The 19009-nt window shown below is 50.0% G+C and carries 18 protein-coding genes and 1 other RNA gene; 15 read left to right on the top strand and 4 right to left on the bottom strand.

Annotation, left to right across the window (positions count from 1 at the left end):
- Positions 1 to 646: 646 nt before the first annotated feature.
- Complete coding sequence (gene glgA, locus AB1611_18955) at positions 647 to 2119, bottom strand: glycogen synthase GlgA (protein MEW6381662.1); 1473 nt, start codon at positions 2117 to 2119, stop codon at positions 647 to 649.
- Between the two features lie 444 nt (positions 2120 to 2563).
- On the opposite strand from glgA, the gene AB1611_18950 reads away from it, so the two are divergent.
- The 6 genes from AB1611_18950 (at position 2564) to AB1611_18925 (ending at position 8096) form a co-directional block, all read left to right on the top strand.
- Positions 2564 to 3328: a nicotinamide-nucleotide amidohydrolase family protein gene (locus AB1611_18950; protein ID MEW6381661.1), complete on the top strand. Its 765-nt coding sequence runs from the start codon at positions 2564 to 2566 to the stop codon at positions 3326 to 3328.
- Positions 3325 to 3912, top strand: coding sequence for an RNA 2',3'-cyclic phosphodiesterase (gene thpR / locus AB1611_18945; protein ID MEW6381660.1), 588 nt, complete (start codon positions 3325 to 3327; stop codon positions 3910 to 3912). The genes AB1611_18950 and thpR overlap by 4 nt, the downstream gene beginning before the upstream one ends.
- 126 nt (positions 3913 to 4038) lie before the next feature.
- Positions 4039 to 5088: a recombinase RecA gene (gene recA, locus AB1611_18940; protein ID MEW6381659.1), complete on the top strand. Its 1050-nt coding sequence runs from the start codon at positions 4039 to 4041 to the stop codon at positions 5086 to 5088.
- A 44-nt stretch (positions 5089 to 5132) separates the two neighbouring features.
- On the top strand, positions 5133 to 5657 hold the full coding sequence (locus tag AB1611_18935) for a RecX family transcriptional regulator (GenBank protein ID MEW6381658.1): 525 nt from the start codon (positions 5133 to 5135) through the stop codon (positions 5655 to 5657).
- Between the two features lie 250 nt (positions 5658 to 5907).
- Complete coding sequence (locus tag AB1611_18930; GenBank protein ID MEW6381657.1) at positions 5908 to 7236, top strand: AAA family ATPase; 1329 nt, start codon at positions 5908 to 5910, stop codon at positions 7234 to 7236.
- Between the two features lie 2 nt (positions 7237 to 7238).
- A complete protein-coding gene (locus AB1611_18925) occupies positions 7239 to 8096 on the top strand; it encodes a DUF4435 domain-containing protein (protein MEW6381656.1) in 858 nt (285 codons plus the stop codon).
- Between the two features lie 34 nt (positions 8097 to 8130).
- On the opposite strand, the gene AB1611_18920 is transcribed toward AB1611_18925, so the two are convergent.
- The 3 genes from AB1611_18920 to smpB form a co-directional block, all read right to left on the bottom strand.
- Positions 8131 to 8520 carry a hypothetical protein gene (locus AB1611_18920; protein MEW6381655.1) on the bottom strand — a complete coding sequence of 130 codons (390 nt, stop codon included), beginning with the start codon at positions 8518 to 8520 and terminating at the stop codon, positions 8131 to 8133.
- A gap of 204 nt (positions 8521 to 8724) precedes the next feature.
- Positions 8725 to 9091: a transfer-messenger RNA gene (ssrA, locus tag AB1611_18915) on the bottom strand.
- A 47-nt stretch (positions 9092 to 9138) separates the two neighbouring features.
- The gene (gene smpB, locus AB1611_18910) at positions 9139 to 9606 is read right to left on the bottom strand and encodes an SsrA-binding protein SmpB (GenBank protein ID MEW6381654.1); all 468 of its coding nucleotides are present in this window, start codon (positions 9604 to 9606) and stop codon (positions 9139 to 9141) included.
- 345 nt (positions 9607 to 9951) lie between these two features.
- Here smpB and AB1611_18905 point away from each other — a divergent pair, with 345 nt between their 5' ends.
- The 9 genes from AB1611_18905 to AB1611_18865 all read left to right on the top strand — a co-directional run bounded on the left by AB1611_18905 (position 9952) and on the right by AB1611_18865 (position 18985).
- Positions 9952 to 11271 carry a 3-deoxy-D-manno-octulosonic acid transferase gene (locus AB1611_18905; GenBank protein ID MEW6381653.1) on the top strand — a complete coding sequence of 440 codons (1320 nt, stop codon included), beginning with the start codon at positions 9952 to 9954 and terminating at the stop codon, positions 11269 to 11271.
- Positions 11272 to 11336: 65 nt separating this feature from the next.
- Positions 11337 to 12476 (top strand): tetraacyldisaccharide 4'-kinase, encoded by a 1140-nt coding sequence (gene lpxK, locus AB1611_18900; GenBank protein MEW6381652.1) that lies wholly within the window; start codon positions 11337 to 11339, stop codon positions 12474 to 12476.
- Positions 12410 to 13387, top strand: coding sequence for a lysophospholipid acyltransferase family protein (locus tag AB1611_18895; GenBank protein MEW6381651.1), 978 nt, complete (start codon positions 12410 to 12412; stop codon positions 13385 to 13387). The genes lpxK and AB1611_18895 overlap by 67 nt, the downstream gene beginning before the upstream one ends.
- Before the next feature lie 133 nt (positions 13388 to 13520).
- Complete coding sequence (waaF, locus tag AB1611_18890; GenBank protein MEW6381650.1) at positions 13521 to 14576, top strand: lipopolysaccharide heptosyltransferase II; 1056 nt, start codon at positions 13521 to 13523, stop codon at positions 14574 to 14576.
- A 61-nt stretch (positions 14577 to 14637) separates the two neighbouring features.
- On the top strand, positions 14638 to 15261 hold the full coding sequence (locus AB1611_18885; GenBank protein ID MEW6381649.1) for an HAD family hydrolase: 624 nt from the start codon (positions 14638 to 14640) through the stop codon (positions 15259 to 15261).
- Positions 15261 to 16295 carry a bifunctional ADP-heptose synthase gene (locus AB1611_18880; protein ID MEW6381648.1) on the top strand — a complete coding sequence of 345 codons (1035 nt, stop codon included), beginning with the start codon at positions 15261 to 15263 and terminating at the stop codon, positions 16293 to 16295. Before AB1611_18885 ends, AB1611_18880 begins: the two co-directional genes overlap by 1 nt.
- Positions 16292 to 16792 (top strand): adenylyltransferase/cytidyltransferase family protein, encoded by a 501-nt coding sequence (locus AB1611_18875; GenBank protein MEW6381647.1) that lies wholly within the window; start codon positions 16292 to 16294, stop codon positions 16790 to 16792. The genes AB1611_18880 and AB1611_18875 overlap by 4 nt, the downstream gene beginning before the upstream one ends.
- Before the next feature lie 8 nt (positions 16793 to 16800).
- Positions 16801 to 18069 carry a DNA methyltransferase gene (locus tag AB1611_18870; GenBank protein ID MEW6381646.1) on the top strand — a complete coding sequence of 423 codons (1269 nt, stop codon included), beginning with the start codon at positions 16801 to 16803 and terminating at the stop codon, positions 18067 to 18069.
- On the top strand, positions 18044 to 18985 hold the full coding sequence (locus AB1611_18865) for a Bpu10I family restriction endonuclease (protein ID MEW6381645.1): 942 nt from the start codon (positions 18044 to 18046) through the stop codon (positions 18983 to 18985). The genes AB1611_18870 and AB1611_18865 overlap by 26 nt, the downstream gene beginning before the upstream one ends.
- Positions 18986 to 19009: the final 24 nt, after the last annotated feature.

Raw genomic sequence — 19009 nt, 5'->3', positions numbered from 1 at the left:
ATTGACGTGAAATGATGGCGTCAAATCAGTATCTTACTATTACTCTGGGAGAATGACAGGGATGCTTATGTTTGGTTTCACTACCGGACACTTTTTTAAAAATAGATTGAGAGTGCATTAGCAGTCACTTATGATATACTCTAACTAATTGAAACAATAAGTAAAAAGGAGTCGCTCATATGTGATAAATGACCCAAGAGCTTTGTAACAAGAAGTATACGGGAAACCTTAAAAGTTGTTCCTGAGCCTTTTGTATTATTGATTTCACAATAAAGGTAACTCTTTCATAGACATTGAGGTTGCGATGGTTTCGACGAAATTGGAGTACCTTGGCATAATTTAGGCAGATTGGGCTGTGCCACACCTCGAAATGGGAGGAGAAAGAGCAGCCAGAGTATCCCCACCCCAGGCTTTCAGACCGATTCTCATGCACATCCCCTCGCCCTCCTCTTCCAAAAAGCTATAGCAGGAATCTGAAGGCATTTGGACTGAATGAGGCCGGGATCAGCCTGGAATTGCTGGATGATAGGGGCATCACCGGAAGGAAGAAATCCCCCTGCCCCTTCGCATCGGAAGGGGCAGGGGGCCATAATTATCACGGAATCACGGAACCTGTCTCATGGGAAGATGGAGACGGACGGACAATCTAGGCAACCGTCCGCTTCTTCATCGCGGTCTCGTAGAGACTGACGTACTCCCTGGCTGAAGCCTTCCATGAGTGGTCTTCGCTCATGCCGTTCTTCATGAGTTTGGTCCATCTTTGCCTGTCTTCGAAAACACTGAGGGCTCTCTTTACGGTTTCAATCAGGGCCTGGGATGAGTATTCGCTGAACTTGAAACCATTCCCCTTGCCGGTATTGGGATCGTACTCCTGGATCGTATCGTCCAGACCCCCGGTGGCCCTGACAATCGGCACAGTACCGTATTTGAGGCTGTAGATCTGATTGAGGCCGCAGGGCTCATATTTGGAAGGCATCAAAAACATGTCGCTGCCGGCTTCGATCTTGTGAGCCAGGGTATTGTTGAAGGCAATGACAACTCCCAGCTTCTGAGAGTACTCCTTCTTTAATTTGGTGAACAGGTCATGATATTTTTGCTCTCCGGTCCCCAATACCACCATGGCCAGATTCATTCTCATCAATTCGGGCATTGCCTCGGACAGGATATCGAATCCTTTTTGATCCGCCAGCCGGGTAATCATGCCGATGATGGGAGCATTTTCCGGCACCTTCATTGTAAACTCACTGAGCAGGTCCTCCCGGTCGGCTTTCTTTCCCTCCAGGGTGCTGGCGGTATAGGTGCTTTTGATTAACTTGTCTTTTTCCGGGCTCCATTCATCGTAGTCTACCCCGTTGACGATCCCGTAGAGATCTTTGCTCCGGAATTGCAGCACGCCCTCCATGCCAAGGCCAAACTCCGGGGTCTGAATTTCCCGGCTGTATCCTCTGCTGACGGTTGATATGACATCGGAATACATCAGACCGGCTTTGAGAAAGCTGATATCTCCATAATATTCTATTCCATTGATGGAGAAGACATCCCAGGGAAGATTGGTCATGGGCATATCCAGAGCCCAGAATTTCCCCTGGTAGCCCAGGTTATGGACGGTAAAAACCGTAGCCGTGTTTTTAAAGAACTCATCCTGTGCATAGAGAACTTTCAGGTACGTGGGGACGAGCCCGGTCTGCCAGTCATTAACATGAATAATGTCCGGCGCGAAATCCAGTTTTTTGAGCATCTCCAGAATCGACCGGCTGAAAAAGATGAATCGCTCGGCATTGTCCGGGTAATCCCCCTGCGGGGTGGTGTAAAGGTACTCCCGGTCATAGTAGCGGTCATGTTTGATCAGATAGGTTGGAACCGTATCATGGAGCATGGTTGACAGAACGATGGCCCGCTCCTTCCGGTCGGCGATCGGCACTTCCAGAACCGGGATTTCCTCCTTGAGTTGTGGGTTATGCTGCTTGACCATGGTGTAGAGCGGCATAACTACCCGGACGTCATGCCCAAGGCTTTTTAATGCCTTGGGCAGGGCTCCGGCGACATCTGCCAGCCCGCCTGTCTTGGCTAATGGAGCGACTTCTGGAGAAGCGACGAGTATCTTGAGTTTTTTCGGCATGAATAATCCTCCTTTATAACTTTCTTTTACCCCCCTGTGGGAGTTTATGACTGCCTGAACGCTTGCTTACAAGCCTTGGTATTATTTTTTCGGATTAACATGGTGATCTTTATGATAATTAATGTGAGCTTTATTTGCTATCTTAAAAAATGTAATAAATTGAATCAAGAAAAAAGTGCAACCTGCGACCCCGGATCATATACTCTCTCTGTGGGCATAGGGAATACCCTGTCGATATAGGGAATAAGTGGTAGTTGTTTATTCATTTTTTCGGAAGACTTGACTTTCATGATCGGAAGGGTGAAAATTTTCTGGCGGATATTTCCGGAAGGAATCGATGAACCTTGGTTGACAGGGAGATAACAAGGCTATATAATGATTTAAATTGGTAGGCACTGTTTTTTCAACACGTTTAATTCAAATAAAAAGTAAGGAGGCTGCTTTTTGACCTGTCATTCGATAACTGGCAGTACCCATGAAGAGCCCTATGAGACCGGGCCCTTATCGTGCGGTCTGATTATTTTCCGGACCTGTGGATTGGCTGAAGAGCGGATTGGCGCAAAACTGCAAAGTCTCCTCACCCGGGATGAGCGGATATCGGTTTCCTTTTTGTCTCATCCCCTGGGAACGGATGTCCAGGTGAGGCTTCATTCCTCCCAATCCCTTGAGCCCGACTTCGTGACCCGGGTGCGGGATGAGGTTCGCCTCCGGCTGGGGGAATATCTTTATGGAGAGGGTGAAGAGAGCATGGAGGAGGTGGTCGGTAACCAGCTTCGGCAAAACCGCCATACCCTGGCTACGGCAGAGTCGTGTACCGGCGGTCTGATCGCCAGCCGGGTCACGGATGTGCCGGGCAGCTCGGATTATTTCCTGCAAGGGGTGGTTACTTACAGCAATCAGGCCAAGAAGGAGCTGCTCGGAGTCAGGGAGGAAACCCTGTGCCGGTTTGGTGCGGTCAGCGGACAGGTCGTGCGGGAGATGTGTATTGGATTGAAGAGAATAAGCAGGGCGGATCTGACCCTGGCTGTCAGCGGCATTGCCGGACCGGGCGGAGGAAGTGCCGAAAAGCCGGTGGGACTGGTTTTCCTTTGCTTGTACGATGGACAGAACTTTTCGCTGAAAGAATGCCGGCTCCAGGGTTCCCGGAAAGAGATCAAGCTGGAGGCTTCCCAAATGGCCCTGGACCTGGTGAGAAGGTATTATCTATGAAAGAGAACGAGGTTATTCGATCCTTTGTGGCCATGGCTATTGATCCCGGCATCCAGAAGGAGATCGGCAATCTTCAGGCCAGACTGATGAAGGAAGCTCAAAAGACGGCCTGCCGGGTGAGCTGGGTCAAGCCGGAGACGATACACCTGACCGTAAAGTTTCTGGGAGATATTGCCGCGGTTCAGGTCGGGCCTATCTTGCATGCGCTTCGAAAGGCAGCCGAGGAAGTCAAAGCCTTTAATCTAAAAATTGAGGGGATCGGGGTTTTCCCCGGTCTGCGAAATCCGCGGGTGGTCTGGGTCGGGATTTCGGAAGGAGTGGAGCCCTTGCGGATCGTCCAGGCGAGGGTGGAAGAGGAACTGGCCGCTCTTGGTTTTCCGAGGGAAAAGAAGAAGTTCAATCCCCATCTCACTCTGGGCAGGATTCGCTCTCTCGAAGGCGCGGCAGCTCTGGGCAAGCTCCTGGCCGATGTGCCCCACCCGGTGTTCGGCCAGGCAATGATCCGGGACATCAGGCTGATGAAAAGTGACCTGCGGCCTGAAGGAGCGGTTCATACCGAGCTGGGGCGGATCCCGCTGGTCTGATTTTTCTATGGCAGCATGGGGTTGGTGGCGAGCATGACGAGAACCCGGCAGGAAGCCGGGGAAATGGATATCCAGCAGATATCTTTAAGGAGAAACACAACAATTATGGAAGATAAAACAATAAATATGGAAGATGCCAGAAAAGAAAAACTGAAAGCCCTTGATTTAGCCATGCATCAGATCGAGCGATCCTTTGGCAAGGGATCGATCATGAAGCTGGGGTCGAATTTCGCCATGGATATCCCGGTCATTCCCACCGGAGTGCTGACCCTGGACATGGCCCTTGGCGTGAATGGAGTACCCCGCGGCCGGGTCATCGAGATCTATGGCCAGGAATCTTCAGGAAAAACGACCCTGGCCCTGCATATCGTAGCCGAAGCCCAGAAACTGGGAGGCATGGCAGCTTTTATCGATGCCGAGCATGCCATGGATCCGGTTTATGCCAAAAAGCTTGGGGTCAATACGGATGACCTCCTGATCTCGCAGCCCGATACCGGCGAACAGGCATTGGAGATTACCGAAACCCTGGTCCGCAGCACCGCTCTGGATATCATCGTGGTCGATTCGGTAGCCGCTCTTGTCCCCCGGGCCGAGCTTGAGGGAGATATGGGCGACTCCCATATGGGTGTTCAGGCCCGTCTGATGTCACAGGCTCTGCGCAAACTGACCGGCGCTATTTCCAAATCCAGAACCTGTGTCGTTTTCATCAACCAGGTGAGGGAGAAAATCGGCATGATGTTCGGCAATCCTGAGACAACCACCGGCGGACGGGCCCTGAAGTTTTATGCTTCGGTCCGGATGGAAATCCGAAAAGGAAGCCCGATCAAGGTCGGCGAAGAGATGATCGGCAGCCGGGCCATAGTCAAGGTTACGAAAAACAAGGTCGCACCTCCGTTTCGGAGCGCTGAATTCGATATCCTCTACAGCGAGGGAATCTCCAAAGAAGGAGCCCTGCTGGATGTAGCCCTGCAAAAGGAACTGATCCAAAAGAGCGGGGCCTGGTTCAGCTACGGAAACGAGAAGCTGGGCCAGGGACGCGAGAACGCCCGGCTCTTTCTCAAGAGTAACCCTGACATCTTCCAGGAAATCGCTGACAAGATCAGAGCGATGGGGGGCTCCGCCTCTCCCAAAGGGAGCTCAGCAGGAGATGGAGAGGAGAGCGACTTCGAGGAGTGATAATGATCCTCCCAGGAGGACTGCACCCCTTCGAATGGTGAATTATGCCAGCAGAAGAAGACTTCCAGAGGGCCAGGGACCTGGCCCTCAATTACCTTTCCTGCCGCCCCCGGAGCAGCAAAGAGGTATATGAGCGGCTTCGGCGCAAGGGCTGCTCCGATGAGGTGGCTCACGATGTTATCGAGTACCTGGCCGAGCGCCGGTACCTGGATGACCGCATGTTTGCCGAGGATTGGGCTGACTTTTCGATTAACCGGAAGCTGAGCGGCAGAATCCTGCTCAGGCAGGAGCTTCGGCTCAAAGGCATCCCGGCTGAAATTATCGACGATGTAATCCGAAGAGCCTATGATCATCCTGAAGGCAGAGAAAGGGAAGTGGCCCTTCGGCTCGCGCGAAAGCGCATCCGCAGCTTTCGCAAGGGAGATAGAGAAAAGCTGATGCGAAGCCTCATCAGCCTTCTTGCCCGGCACGGATTTCCCCGCTCCATCATCCGGGAGACGGTGCTGGAAGTGCTTGGAGGACCGGCAGGGGATGAGGATTTCGATGACTGCCCTGATGGAGAACTATGATGGTATATTCACAGATGCCCTCTGGTATTGACAAGGATTTTATCAAAAAAGTTAACCATGCGCTGCGGCAAAGGAAATCTCTTCCTTCTTATATACAGGCAGACTGGAATGATATTATTGAAGAACTCTCGGAGACTGCTCCAGAATGGGAAACCGTCAAGGAGTCTATTAGTTATACAAGGAAGAGGGGGTAATGTGCAGATGCTCATCGGCTTTGAAATATTCATAATTGGAAGGGGGCAGTGTAGATATGAGAATCAGCGAAATATCTGTTACAGGTCTGTTTAACCTTTTCAACCACAGAATTATGATGAAACTCAAGGACAAGATAACTATAATTCATGGGCCTAATGGATATGGCAAGACTGCAATTCTTCAAATAATAAGCGACATTTTTAATGGGAGATATTTCTACCTCCGGAAATATCCATTCTCAGCGATTTCGATAAAATTCGATGACAACTCTGAATTAACTATTTCCCAGGCAAAACTAAAAAACTCGAAGAAGGGAATGGATGCCAAGTCTTTGACGTTTGAATTCAGATCCCCGGATGGGAACCAGGATTCGTACACATATAATCCACTTGCGAGAGATATCCGTCCGGATTTTCCTCTTCATTCATTCGAGGATATAATCCCTGGGCTTATAAGGGTCAGCTCAGAGCTCTGGATGGATCGAAGAACCGGCGAAAAGCTGACCTTACCAGATGTTATAGACAGATATGGTGAAGAACTACCGATATCCAAGACCAGTATGCTGAGAGAAAGTTCCACGCCGGAATGGCTTAAAAAGTTGCGCTCTAAAATTTTTGTTCATTTCATTGACACAAGGCGTCTATATTCCTCAAGAAATACAAATACCAAACTCCGAGAGCCCTTAGAACCCTCCGTTGTGGAGTACTCAAAAGAGATTGCAAGCGTTATTCAGAAAAAGCTTGCAGATTATGCAAATTTATCTCAAAAGCTTGATAGCACATTTCCAATACGATTGGTAGATCAGCGAGCCTCTGCAATGCTATCTGCTGAGGAGCTTGAAAAAAAACTCAGTGAGCTTGAGGCACAGCGCCAAAGGTATGTCGAAGTTGGCATACTTGATAAAGAACGGGATTTTAATTTGCCTCTTACTAAGGATATCGATGAAAGCAAGCTGGCAGTTCTCTCCGTTTACGTAGATGATGTTCAGCAGAAGCTCAATGTGCTTGATGAACTCGCATCTAAGATAGAAATCTTCAAAGGCATTATTAATGAGCAATTTCGGTATAAAAAGCTTATTATCGAGAAGCAGGAGGGTTTTCACTTCCTCTGCGATAGTAATGCTCCTCTCCTTCCGGATAGCCTTTCTTCCGGGGAACAGCATGAAGTTGTGTTACTATACCAGCTCTTATTTAAGGTTCCGCCAAATTCTCTCATCCTCATTGATGAGCCTGAGATTTCACTGCATATAGCATGGCAGGAGAGATTTCTGGCTGATCTCACAAAGATTACATCACTCTCTGGCTTTGATGTCTTATTGGCTACACACTCTCCGGAAATCATTAATGACCGCTGGGACCTGACTGTTCAGCTTGAAGGACCATAAGGGTGAAAGAACGAATCACTGGTTTTTATGTTGCCAATTCAATAAGAATGAAGCGGTCCGGCTACCAAGGATCGTTTTTGATAGTGGAAGGCCCGGATGATTCTAAGGTTTACAAACGGTTTCTCGATGATCATACCTGTAGAGTCATTATCGCTCATGGAAAACAGAATGCAATTGATGCCTGGGAACAATTGGGCGGTGTTCAAGCAAAAGATGTTATCGTAATAGCCGATAGTGATTTTGATCGCTTACGAGATATTGCCAGAAAAAGTGTTAACTTCCTGTTTACTGACTTCCATGACCTCGAATGTATGATATTTGCGTCCGCTGCCCTCGACAATTATTTAGATGAGTTTGCAAGCAGTGAAAAAGTAAAAAGCTTTTGTGAAGCTTGTAGAACAACGGTTCGTGAACATATACTCCAATGTTCCTCCCCCATAGGTTATTTGAGGTTTATTTCTGAAATTTTACATCTAAAATTGACTTTCGAGGGCTTGAAGTATGATAAGTTTATTGATAAGAAAGAAGTTAAGATTAATGTAAGCAAGATGATTAGAAAAGTCATGGAATTATCTTCAAATAGCTCTATGGATGACCAGCAGCTTGAAGCAGAGCTTGTCTCTCTGAAAAGCAAAGGCTATGACCTTTGGCAGATATGCTGTGGAAAGGACATGATTGGTGTTCTATCAATTGCGATGAGACGTGCAATTGCTACAAGGAAGGAAAGTGAATGTCTCGCAGAAGATATTGCTGCTACTTTACGGCTGGCATTCGATTTTACCATGTTCACCCAAACCAGATTATATGAGGAAATACTTCAGTGGCAGAAAGAAACAGGTCGAAGTATTCTGCATGTATGAAGTTTCCGGGGAATGGTAAGCAGATTCTGGTGACTTATGCCGTATCAGACCTGCTCAAAAGGAAATTACGCCGAAGGTTTTCCTCTATCGTCAGCTCAAGTCCGTTAAACTCTTTTTGAGGTAATATCAGGGTGGTCCCGAACCGGCTTTTACCGTAGCCCTCCAGCAAATCAAAATCTCTCCGGCCCCTCGTTCCGCCTTTCGTCAGGATGGTAAAGGTCAGGTTATACCTGATTAACAGTTTGATCGACTCTCTGGTAAGCTCCAGCCTCATCTCTTCCGGCTGATAAGGATCGCCGATGAAAGAAACGAGAATTTCCCGTGGATCGTCCTGATGCTTGACGCAATCCTTTTCCAATCTCGCTCTGATATCCTCTTTGGGGTTTGCATGGCTGTAATATTTTTCCGGGGATTTCTTGAACACTTTCGGTCAATAGCAATACCCGCACCTGTGCGTGCACCCTTGTAAATATTACAGGCAAGCAGAGCATATTCTCCTGCTCTTCCTTGAGGCTCGTAATAATTCCCATATTTTATCATCAACCATCAGGGGGATATTGGGGGTTATAAGAATAAAAAAAGGGTAGCGGGTTTTTACCTGCGCTACCTCTTGTCATGAGAGTAAAATTGGTGGAGGCGGGGGGAATCGAACCCCCGTCCGAAGATATTCAGCTAAGGATATCTACATGTTTAGCCTCGCATTTCAGTCTCGTGAGTCCCCACTCCGAGAGGCGGGGATTAAAGGACTCACCAGCTCAAAGTTTTCACCGGCACTCCCCGAGCCAGGAAGAGCCGGCTATCCTCGTGAGTATGACGCCCGAAACTTACCCCCACAAGGCCAAAGGGCAAGAGGACGTGACCGCACTAACGGCTAGTTAGGCAGCCAGAGCCAATTCGTTGTTGGCAGTTGTATTTTTCCTATTGTTTAACGAGGTGACAGGACCTCGACATGCAACCCTTGCCTCAACTATCCCCGTCGAAACCAGATCGCCCCCTTTTTTTATTCATTCGGTAAAATTGTTATTGATTGCGGCACAGACCCTTACCGGTACTTAGCCTTCAGGGCCCGCGCCATATTTTTTTCCTCTTCTTTGCGCTTTAACGTCTCTCTCTTATCGTATAATTTCTTGCCCTCAGCCAGGGCAATTTCCACCTTCACCAGATTCCGCTTCAGGTATACCTTGAGAGGGACTACGGTCTGCCCTTTTTCGAGCGCCTTGCCGATGAGCCTTTTGATCTGGCGTTTTTTGAGCAGGAGCTTTCGCTTTCTGGTCGGCTCGTGATTATAGAAGGCGCTATGACTATACGGGCTGATATGGCAATTGAGGAGATAAACCTCATCTCCCTCGACCTTGGCATAGCTGTCCTTCAGGTTTATTCTTCCCTCCCGGATGGACTTTACCTCGGTCCCTTGCAGGACAATCCCCGCTTCCAGGGTTTCCTGAATAAAGTAATCGAATGAAGCCTTTTTATTTACGGCGATGACTTTCTGATCGCTCTCTTTCTTCATATTAACCATTTTACCACCAAATTCTTGAAAAGGCAATTGCCCCGCTCTTTTTGAGCATAACCAGGCATTCGGACATTCTTGCCCGGTTTATACCGCTGCCTGTTTATTCCCTGTTCAAATTCCCCATTTTGCCCGAAAAGAGAGTTGACAAGCTGGAAGGTAGCGGATATGATAATCGGATATTCTCTATTTACTGAAACCCGGACTTTGATTCTTATAAGAGGTTTCCCTAATTCTCAACTCCACCCTAAAAGCAACCCGATGGACCGGCAATCTCAAAGATTAAATTCTGAAGCACCGTACTGGCTGTACGATGTTCTGCTGCTTGGATTCTGCCTTGGTCAGATGCCGAGGTTTTTATTCGAATATTTCACCACGGCCAAGTACAAGGAGGACCTGTGGCAGCGGTTCGGCATCTATGCTCCGGCGGTGCAGCGACAGTTCAGCGGCAAACGACCGGCCTGGATCCATGCGGTTTCTGTAGGCGAGGTGATGGCCGCAAGCCCGTTGATCCGGGAATTATCCGCCCGCTACCCCGATCTTCCGCTGACCATTTCCACCGTCACCAGAACGGGCCGCGAAATGGTTAAAAAGTCCCTGGGCAATCAGGAGAAGCAAAGCATCTTTCTTCCCTTCGATTTCCGGTGGATTACCGGGCGGGTTATGGGGCTGATGCATCCCCGTTTCCTCCTGTTGACCGAAACGGAGATCTGGCCCAATCTGATTCATTCCGCAGCCAGGCGCAGGGTGCCGGTCATGATTGTCAATGGCCGCATCTCCTCCCGCTCGTATGAGCGATACCGCATGGTGAAGGGCTGGCTTCGTCCGGTTCTGGCCGGAATCAGGGTTTTTGGCATGCAGTCAGCCCGCGATGCGGCCAGGATTGTCAAACTTGGTGCGGATCCGGCGCGGGTCTTTGTCACCGGAAATCTCAAGTTTGATCAGGCAAACACGAGGATTTCAATAATCGAGCGGGAAACCCTGGCTCAGGGCCTGCGCCTTTCTCCCGATGTTCCGGTATTGATGGCCGGAAGCACCCACCGGGGCGAGGAGGAAGCTGTCATTGAGGTCTACCGGCACCTTCTGTCGCATTCTCCCAGTCTGGTTCTCCTGATCGCTCCCCGCTACCTGCCGGAAATTCCGGCTATTGAGGATCAATGCAGCCAGGCGGGGCTGTATGTTGAGCGAAAGACCCGCATCGTTCAGGGAGAAGCCCGAAAATCAGCCGATGGGCAAACCGGACGGGTGATTATCCTGGATACCATCGGTGAGCTGTCAAAAATGTACAGCCTGGCAACGGTGGTTTTTGTGGGAGGGAGCATGGTGCCGATCGGCGGGCACAATCTGCTTGAGCCGGCCATGTATGGAAAACCGATCCTCTTTGGCCCTCATGTGGATAATTTCCGGGAGATTTCACAGCTCCTCAAAAGTTGCGGGGCAGGGTTTGAGGTCCAGAGCCGGGAAGAGCTGGAAAGGCAGCTTGAGGGGCTTTTGCAGGACCGCTCAGCCCGCGACCGGGCCGGACAATCAGCCCTGCGGGCAGTAGAGGAAAATTGCGGGGCCACCCAAAAGACCATCGACCTGATTGAACGATATGTAATGGGGAGAGAAGAGAAGGAGACAGGAGTCAGAAGTCAGGAGTCAGGAGAAAAGCATTTATTCTGACTCCTGACCTCTGACTCCTGAATTCTGTGAACAGATTACAGCTAAGAGACGGTCTAAAGGGAAAGATGAAATCCTGGCTGGGCATGCAGCAGTTCCTTGAGGTCACGGAGCCGGGCTTTGGGCAGAAATTGTGCCGTGCTCCCCTGGTTGGTTTATCGAAAATCTATCAGGCTGCCGGGCGCTGCCGGGAGAAAGCCTACCGGCTTGGATTTCGGCCAACAGCCAAACTCCCGTGCAGGGTCATCTGCGTGGGGAATCTGACGGTTGGCGGGACCGGGAAAACCCCGACTGTGGACCTGGTCTGCCGGACGCTGCTGGAAAGCGGCGAGCGGGTTGGGATCATCAGCCGGGGGTATGGGAGACGGACTTCGCCTGCTGAACGCAGCGATATCCTGGTGGTTTCAGATGGCAGCAAGGTATGCGCATCGAGCCGGGCAGCCGGAGACGAGCCGCTCATGCTGGCCAGGAGGCTGCCGGAAGTTCCGGTACTGGTGGGAAAAAGCCGCTATCGGGCAGGGCAGGAGGCCCTTGCCAGGTTCAATCTCCAGACCCTTGTTCTGGATGATGGCTTTCAACATCTGCAACTTTCCAGGGATCTGAACATTCTGGTCCTGGACGGGCGAAAGCCTTTCGGCAATGGATATTGCCTGCCTGCGGGGAGTTTGCGTGAGTCGCCGCAGGCCCTTGCCAGGGCGGACCTGATCCTGCTGACCAGGATTTGCAGTCACGAGCAGCGTGAGAAGGCAGAGAGAGAAATCCGAAGGTATAATTCCCGTGCCCCCGTGGTTATCGGCTGTCATCAACCGAAAGACCTGATTTCACTTCAGGGGGATCAGATACTGCCCCTTTCGGCCATCGAGGGGAAATCGGTCGTTGCCCTGTGCGCCATTGCCGATCCCGGAGCCTTTGCAGCCACCCTGAAGGCCCTGTCTGCCGAAGTAATAGAGGCAGCAGCTTTTGCGGACCATCACTGGTATTCAGCGGCTGAGCTTCGGCAGGTGAACGGGCGGGTCGCGGCCGGAAAAAGCTGGGGCCTTGTGACTACGGAAAAGGATGCGGTTCGCATACAGCCCGGATTACTCCAGTGTCCTGTCTGGGTTTTGCGCATTGACATGGTCCTGGTGGACGGAAAGGAACTATGGGAAGAAAAGTTGAAGGACCGGGGAAAAAACGCCGCGATCTCCTCACCTACTGGCTGGCCTTGAGTCTCATGGGAATTTTGAACTCTTTGCCTTTTTTTGTGAGCTGCTGGATAGGAGAGATGGCGGGAAATCTCTGGTATCACCTTGACCAGAGGCACCGTCGCATTACGCTGGAGAATCTGGAGCGGGCTTTTCACCACGAGATGTCGGAGAGCCAGCGGATCGCCCTGGCCAAGCGGGCTTACCGTAACCTGGGCCGGGTACTGGTGGAATGCATTTGCCTGCCCGCCCGGCCCCCCGATGTCATTCGGGATTATGTATGCATGAGCGGTATCGACAATCTTTATGAGGCGAAAAAGAAGGGAAAGGGGATATTGTTTTTGACCGCTCATTTCGGCAATTGGGAATTGCTGGGTCTGGCTTTCAGCCTGTATGGGTTCCCTTCTTCGGTGGTGGCCAGACCCCTGGATAACCCTTACCTGGACCGGATGGTCGAAAGACGCAGGGTTCAATTCGGCAACCGGGTTATTGCCAAAAAAGGTGCGGTCAGGGAAATTGTCAGATGTCTGGCCCGCAAGGGAATGGTCGGTATTTTAATGGACCAGAACGTATCGGAGCGCGAGGGGGTGTTTGTCGATTTTTTCAATACTCCGGCATCGACTACTCCTGTTCTGGCTGCACTGAGCCAGAAAACCGGCGCGCCGGTTATCCCGGTTTTCATGGTGCCCCGAAAGGGAAGAGCCGGATACGAAATAGAAGTAGGAGAGCCGGTAGCCCTGATCGATACTGGAGATAAAGAGAAGGACCTGATTGCCAATACTGCCCGGTTTACCCGCATTATCGAAGAGAATATCCGCAGGTTTCCTCACTGCTGGTTCTGGATGCACCGGCGGTGGAAGGTCCAGCCTGAAGATCAGTTGAGGAAGTGGGGCAAGGTCCGGCAGGTGGAAGAAGGCATAAGCCACCAGCCATAAGGGACGATAAAAACTCAAGACAAATACAAATACAAAGACAAAGAAACCACAGAGACACAGAGGCACAGAGAAAAGCACAGAGTGAAAAGCTCTGGGTCGTAAGTGGTTGCTGAAAAGCAGGAAATTTACGAAGGTGAGGGGAGAAGACAGATACTCGATCAAACCTGATGGAATCAGGAATATTCTGGTCAGGGGAACCAACTGGGTCGGGGATGCGGTCATGACGCTTCCGGCCATTTGTGCAATTCGCCGGAATTTTCCGCAGGCCAGGATCATGATCCTGGCCAGGCCCTGGGTGCAGGGGGTGTATGCTCATTGCCCGGATATCGACGGGACGATTACCTACGATCAGCAGGGCGGGTTTTTAAGCTCCCGGTATAGCGTGATCAGAAAGCTGCACCATCAGGGGTTTGATCTGGCCATTTTGCTGCAAAATGCTTTTGATGCAGCCCTGATTACCTTTTTGGCTGGTATTCCCCGCCGGGTAGGGTATAATACGGATGGCCGCACCTGGCTTCTAACCCATAGGGTGAAAATCTCGGAAGATATCCTGAAGGTTCACCAGGTCTACTATTATCTGAGAATTCTGGAAGCCCTCGGCTTGAAGGCAGAGAGGGCTGCTCCCCGGCTGGCTGTTTCTGACCGGGAAAAGGATAAGGCAAACCAGTATTTGCGCGTCAAAGGATACAGGGGGGCAGAGCCGCTGCTGGGATTCAACCCCGGGGCTATTTATGGCTCCGCCAAGCGGTGGTTTGCGGACAGCTTTGCTGCCGTGGCTGACAGAGCTGCCAGGCAGTATGGGGCACGGTGTATTATTTTCGGCAGCATCCATGATTTGCCTGCGGCCAGGGAAATGGCCTCCCGGATGGAGTCTTCCCCTATTCTGGCTGCCGGAGAAACCAGGCTGGAGGAGCTTCCGGGCTTATTGAGCAGGTGCTCGCTGCTGGTTACCAATGACTCCGGCCTGATGCATATGGCTGCTGCCTCAGGCGTTGCAGTAATAGCCGTTTTCGGCTCCACTGACCCGCGGACCACCTCGCCCTACGGTGACGAGCATACCATCATTTACAAGCAGGCCGCGTGCAGTCCGTGCCTGCGCAGGGAGTGCCCGACAGATCATGCATGCATGAAGGCGATAACCGTAGACGATGTCTGGCAGGCAGTAGTGGAGAAAATGAGGAAAAGATAGTGGTCAGTGGTCAGTGGTCAGTGGTCAGTAAAAAAACTGACAACTGATAACTCGTTTTAAGATGAGGTTTGAAGGTACGATGGAAAAAGAAGGAAATTGTCGAGCCATATTTATGGACCGGGATGGGACCATCAGTGAGGAAGTGGGGTATGTGAACCACCTGAGCCGCTTCCACCTGCTGCCCAGAACAGCCGAAGCGGTCAGGCTGATCAATCAGAGCGATTTTAAGGCCGTTGTAGTTACCAATCAGGCAGGAGTGGCCCGTGGTTATTTTCCCGAAGTGCTGGTTCGGGAAGTACATACCAAAATGCAAATGCTCCTCGGCCAGGAGGGAGCCCATGTGGACAGGATTTACTATTGCCCCCATCATCCTCATGTCGGGCCGGACAGCTATCGGATTGACTGTGACTGCCGAAAACCCAAAATCGGCATGCTGGAAAAGGCGGTCCGGGACCTCAAGGTGGACCTGTCGCGGTCATATATTATCGGTGATAAGCATACCGAAATAGTCATGGGTCATAAGGCGGGGGTAAAGTCAATTCTGGTTCTCACCGGCTACGGCATCGGAGAGCTTGAGCTGTATGGTGACCAGTGGGAGCAAAAACCTGACTTTATCGCCGAAGACCTTCTGGCTGCGGTGAAGTGGATTTTGCAGCAGGAGTCACCGGGGGAGAACCGCTCCTGATGGATACTCAGCAGTTTATTCCTATTCTGGATCGATTTCGCTCGAAGAAAATCATGATCCTGGGTGACCTGATTGCCGATGAGTATCTTTTCACCCATTGCAGCCGCATTTCGCGGGAAGCGCCGGTGCTGATTCTGCGGTATGAATCGAGGAAGGTTGTCCTGGGCGGAGGGGCCAATGCCACCCATAATGTCTGCGCCCTGGGGGCCAGGGCATTGCCGGTTGCCGTGGTGGGAAAGGATGAAATGGGAGAATGTGTTCTTGACCTGATGCGGGAAAAGGGCATCTCTACTGATCTGGTCTACATGGCCAGTGGCTGCCATACTACAACCAAAACGCGCGTTTTGGCCGGAAGCCATCATACGACCAAACAGCAGGTGGTCAGGATCGACCGGGAGCCGGAAATTCCCGTGAATGGCGAAGCGGAAGAGTTTATCCTGCAATCCCTTACGGAAAACATCGACCGGGTTGATGCCCTTTTGGTTTCCGACTATGGCCTGGGGGTCTGCTCGGCGAAAGTCCGGGAGAGGGTCAGCCAGTTGGCTGCCGAGCGGCCGTCAAGGATCATTACCGTGGATTCCCGGTATGAAATTCTCTCCTACCGGGGAGTGACCGCTCTGACCCCCAACGAGCCCGAAATCGAAGAAGCCCTGCAAATTGCCCTGAAGAGTGAGGCGGACCTGAAATCCTGCGGCCAGATGGCCCTCCAAAAGACCGGGTGCCGGAACGTTCTGATTACCCGCGGCAAGAGCGGGATGTTTCTCCTCGATCAAACCGGAGATTTTCACTTTATCCCGATCTACGGTCAGGATGAGGTGGCGGATGTCACCGGAGCCGGGGACACGGTCATCAGCACCTTCACCCTGGCGCTTACCGCCGGAGCTACTCCCTTCGAGGCTGCAAGGCTTGCCAATTATGCCGGAGGGATCAAGGTCATGAAGAGCGGAACCGTTCCCGTATACTGGCAGGAGCTGCGGGAAGCAGTGGAGGGGGAGCGGGAAGAGGAAAAGAGCGGGGTGACTGCCGGATCATGAGCCAGTACCTTACCAGCAAGCTCACCGTACGCGAAGAAATACCTCTCCTGGCTGACCGGCTTCGGGCGGCAGGCAAGCGGATCGTTCTGGCCAATGGCTGCTTCGATCTCCTCCACGTAGGGCACATCCGGTATCTTACCGGAGCGAAGGAGCTTGGGGATGTCCTGTTTGTTGGCATCAACAGCGATCAATCCACCCGCATCCTCAAAGGTCCCACCCGGCCCCTGTTCCCGCACGAGGAGCGGGCGGAGATGCTGGCTGCCCTGGCCTGTGTTGATTATGTTACCATTTTCCCGGAGCTTACGGTTGAAAACCTCCTGCTGGCGCTGAAACCCGATATCCATGCCAAGGGAACGGATTACACCGAACAAAGCGTGCCCGAAGCGGCCATTGTCCGCTCCTTTGGGGGAAGGGTGGCTATCGTGGGCGATCCGAAAAACCACTCCTCCAGCGATATTATCCTGGAGCTGGGGGGAATGAGCAGGAAAGAAAAATAGGATAAAATATGTCACACCTTGCTGGACATTACCGAGAAACTCCACTGAATAGATCCGAGATATCACAGGCTGACCTTGATATTAAAAATAAAATTCGGAGTAACCCGCTCCATTGGAATGGTCAATTTTCTCCTCAATTAATTGAGGTCCTATTAAATAGATATGCTACTTCTGAAACCTTGTTATTTGATCCATTCCTAGGAAGCGGAACAATTTTACTTGAGGCAGGCTTGCTGGGTATTGAAGCGTATGGTACCGAGATCAATCCCGCGGCTGTCTTATTGGCACAGACTTATCATTTCATCAACGTTCCAGGTAACATACGATCCCTTTATTTAGAGAAGGTATCGAGTCTTATAAGACGAGAATTTATAAAAAAATTCCCGCTTTTCCAAAATGTACGTATTGAAATGATTAAGTCTCGACTCATAGACTTGCTGTCAAGCATCGAGGATGCCAGGCAACATAATCTATTTGAAACACTTATCGTATTGTTAGACTTTTATAAGCAGGATTTATCTGTAGAAAAGCTATTTAAAATGTGGAATAAAATCACAGAGCTTGTCCTCCGGCTCCCCTTTTCTGAGAAGCCAATTAAAGTATTCCATGCTGACTCGAGAAAAACTCCTTTGGCAGATTCGTCTGTTGACTTGGTTATAACATCACCACCGTATATCAATGTCTTCAACTATCATCAGCAATATAGAGCTTCGGTCGAATCCCTCAATTGGGATTTATTAAAAGTCGCAAAATCTGAAATTGGCTCGAACAGGAAGCATAGAGGGAACAGGTTCTTAACGGCTATACAATATTGCCTTGATATGGCACAAACATTTAAAGAGTTGGCAAGGGTTTGTTGCTCCAACAGCAGGTTGATTTTTGTGGTTGGTAGAGAATCAACTATTAGAGGGACTTCTTTTTACAATGGTGAGATTGTTACCGAAGTTGCTCATAGTTCATTGGGATTCAACCTGATTCTTAAACAAGAAAGGGTTTTTCTTAACCGTTTCGGACAAAATATCTTTGAAGATATTCTCCATTTTTCTCCACCAACGGGTAAATCAAATCCGTTATTTTTAGAGAGCGCACGATCAATTGCACAAAAAATCCTCGAAACTGCATACTCAGTAGCTAACAAGGCCAAGGATGATATAAGATCAGCCTTGGAGAATATTGATACGGTTCAACCATCTCCTGTGTTTGAAGGTGATCAGATCTTAAGTAAAGCTGAAAACACGAAAGGCCGAACTGATGAAATTGTCCACCTCTCATGGTGACAAGCTAAAATCCCTTCTGCAAAATGGAAAACTTCCCAGAGAAGATGTACCTAAAATTGAGGAGGCAATTGGACGTTATGAAAAATGGCTTCAACGATTACGAAAGGTCCAAGGTACATCCCAAGAAAAACTAACAAAAATGGTCAGCCTCTTAAACGATTATAGATTATACATTGACTTAGAGTTAGTCTTCGAGAGCAGCAAAGATTTTCTCTATCGTCAAAAAGGCCAACTTAAACTTGATAATACTGTTATTGAAGAGTTTCTTCCAATATTGGTTACAACCATCCTCTCGGATAAACTTAAGGGGTATGAGCTATCATTTGGACCAACTACTTGTTTTTCCAGCATTAGATTTGAATCAAGCTTAACTTCCTGTCATACAGAAGTTGGCATGCAAGTTAGAGAGAAGGACCAGGATTTCGCAATCAGTAAAAAACTCTTCATTCGCGCATCACACTCTCCAGATTTTAAAGAGGCTATCACCAAAGAAACACATATCGCTTATATAGTTGCCGAATGTAAGACTAACCTTGATAAGACAATGTTCCAAGAGGCAGCAGCAACAGCTATAGATGTTAAAGTAGCTGTCCCAACAGCCAAATATTACTTACTATGCGAGTGGCTTGATATGACTCCCATTAGCACCAGCACTACAGCTATTGATGAGGTTATAATTCTTCGGAAAGCGAAACGACTTTCGTCTAACATTCGTAAAGAATTCGATACGGTTGAAGGCAGACAGGGGAAAAAAGCCTTTTTCGAGGAGTATTTGAAATCACACCCTTTCGCGGAGGAAACATTTTCCAGATTCTTAGTACACGTCGCCATAATTACGCGGCCAGTTGTTTTGGGCCTGGTGGAGCAAATTGGAGCAGGAACTTTTCTTTCGTATAAGTCCAGTGTATTGGTTTAGGATGAGCATTGAGTTGATCACAAT

The sequence above is a fragment of the bacterium genome (assembly GCA_040755755.1).
Lineage (GTDB): Bacteria > SZUA-182 > SZUA-182 > DTGQ01 > DTGQ01 > DTGQ01.
The sequence above is the reverse complement of the archived record's forward strand: the minus strand, read 5'-3'. Positions and strand labels throughout refer to the sequence as shown.

What these genes read in the sequence shown, in the direction of transcription:
- glgA (MEW6381662.1), bottom strand. Translation starts at nt 2,119, where the DNA reads ATGCCGAAAAAACTCAAGATACTCGTCGCTTCTCCAGAAGTCGCTCCA.
- thpR (MEW6381660.1), top strand. Translation starts at nt 3,325, where the DNA reads ATGAAAGAGAACGAGGTTATTCGATCCTTTGTGGCCATGGCTATTGAT.
- AB1611_18870 (MEW6381646.1), top strand. Translation starts at nt 16,801, where the DNA reads ATGTCACACCTTGCTGGACATTACCGAGAAACTCCACTGAATAGATCC.
- AB1611_18935 (MEW6381658.1), top strand. Translation starts at nt 5,133, where the DNA reads ATGCCAGCAGAAGAAGACTTCCAGAGGGCCAGGGACCTGGCCCTCAAT.
- AB1611_18930 (MEW6381657.1), top strand. Translation starts at nt 5,908, where the DNA reads ATGAGAATCAGCGAAATATCTGTTACAGGTCTGTTTAACCTTTTCAAC.
- AB1611_18875 (MEW6381647.1), top strand. Translation starts at nt 16,292, where the DNA reads ATGAGCCAGTACCTTACCAGCAAGCTCACCGTACGCGAAGAAATACCT.
- AB1611_18905 (MEW6381653.1), top strand. Translation starts at nt 9,952, where the DNA reads ATGCCGAGGTTTTTATTCGAATATTTCACCACGGCCAAGTACAAGGAG.
- AB1611_18885 (MEW6381649.1), top strand. Translation starts at nt 14,638, where the DNA reads ATGAGGTTTGAAGGTACGATGGAAAAAGAAGGAAATTGTCGAGCCATA.
- AB1611_18895 (MEW6381651.1), top strand. Translation starts at nt 12,410, where the DNA reads ATGGGAAGAAAAGTTGAAGGACCGGGGAAAAAACGCCGCGATCTCCTC.
- AB1611_18880 (MEW6381648.1), top strand. Translation starts at nt 15,261, where the DNA reads ATGGATACTCAGCAGTTTATTCCTATTCTGGATCGATTTCGCTCGAAG.
- AB1611_18865 (MEW6381645.1), top strand. Translation starts at nt 18,044, where the DNA reads ATGAAATTGTCCACCTCTCATGGTGACAAGCTAAAATCCCTTCTGCAA.
- recA (MEW6381659.1), top strand. Translation starts at nt 4,039, where the DNA reads ATGGAAGATGCCAGAAAAGAAAAACTGAAAGCCCTTGATTTAGCCATG.
- smpB (MEW6381654.1), bottom strand. Translation starts at nt 9,606, where the DNA reads ATGAAGAAAGAGAGCGATCAGAAAGTCATCGCCGTAAATAAAAAGGCT.
- lpxK (MEW6381652.1), top strand. Translation starts at nt 11,337, where the DNA reads ATGAAATCCTGGCTGGGCATGCAGCAGTTCCTTGAGGTCACGGAGCCG.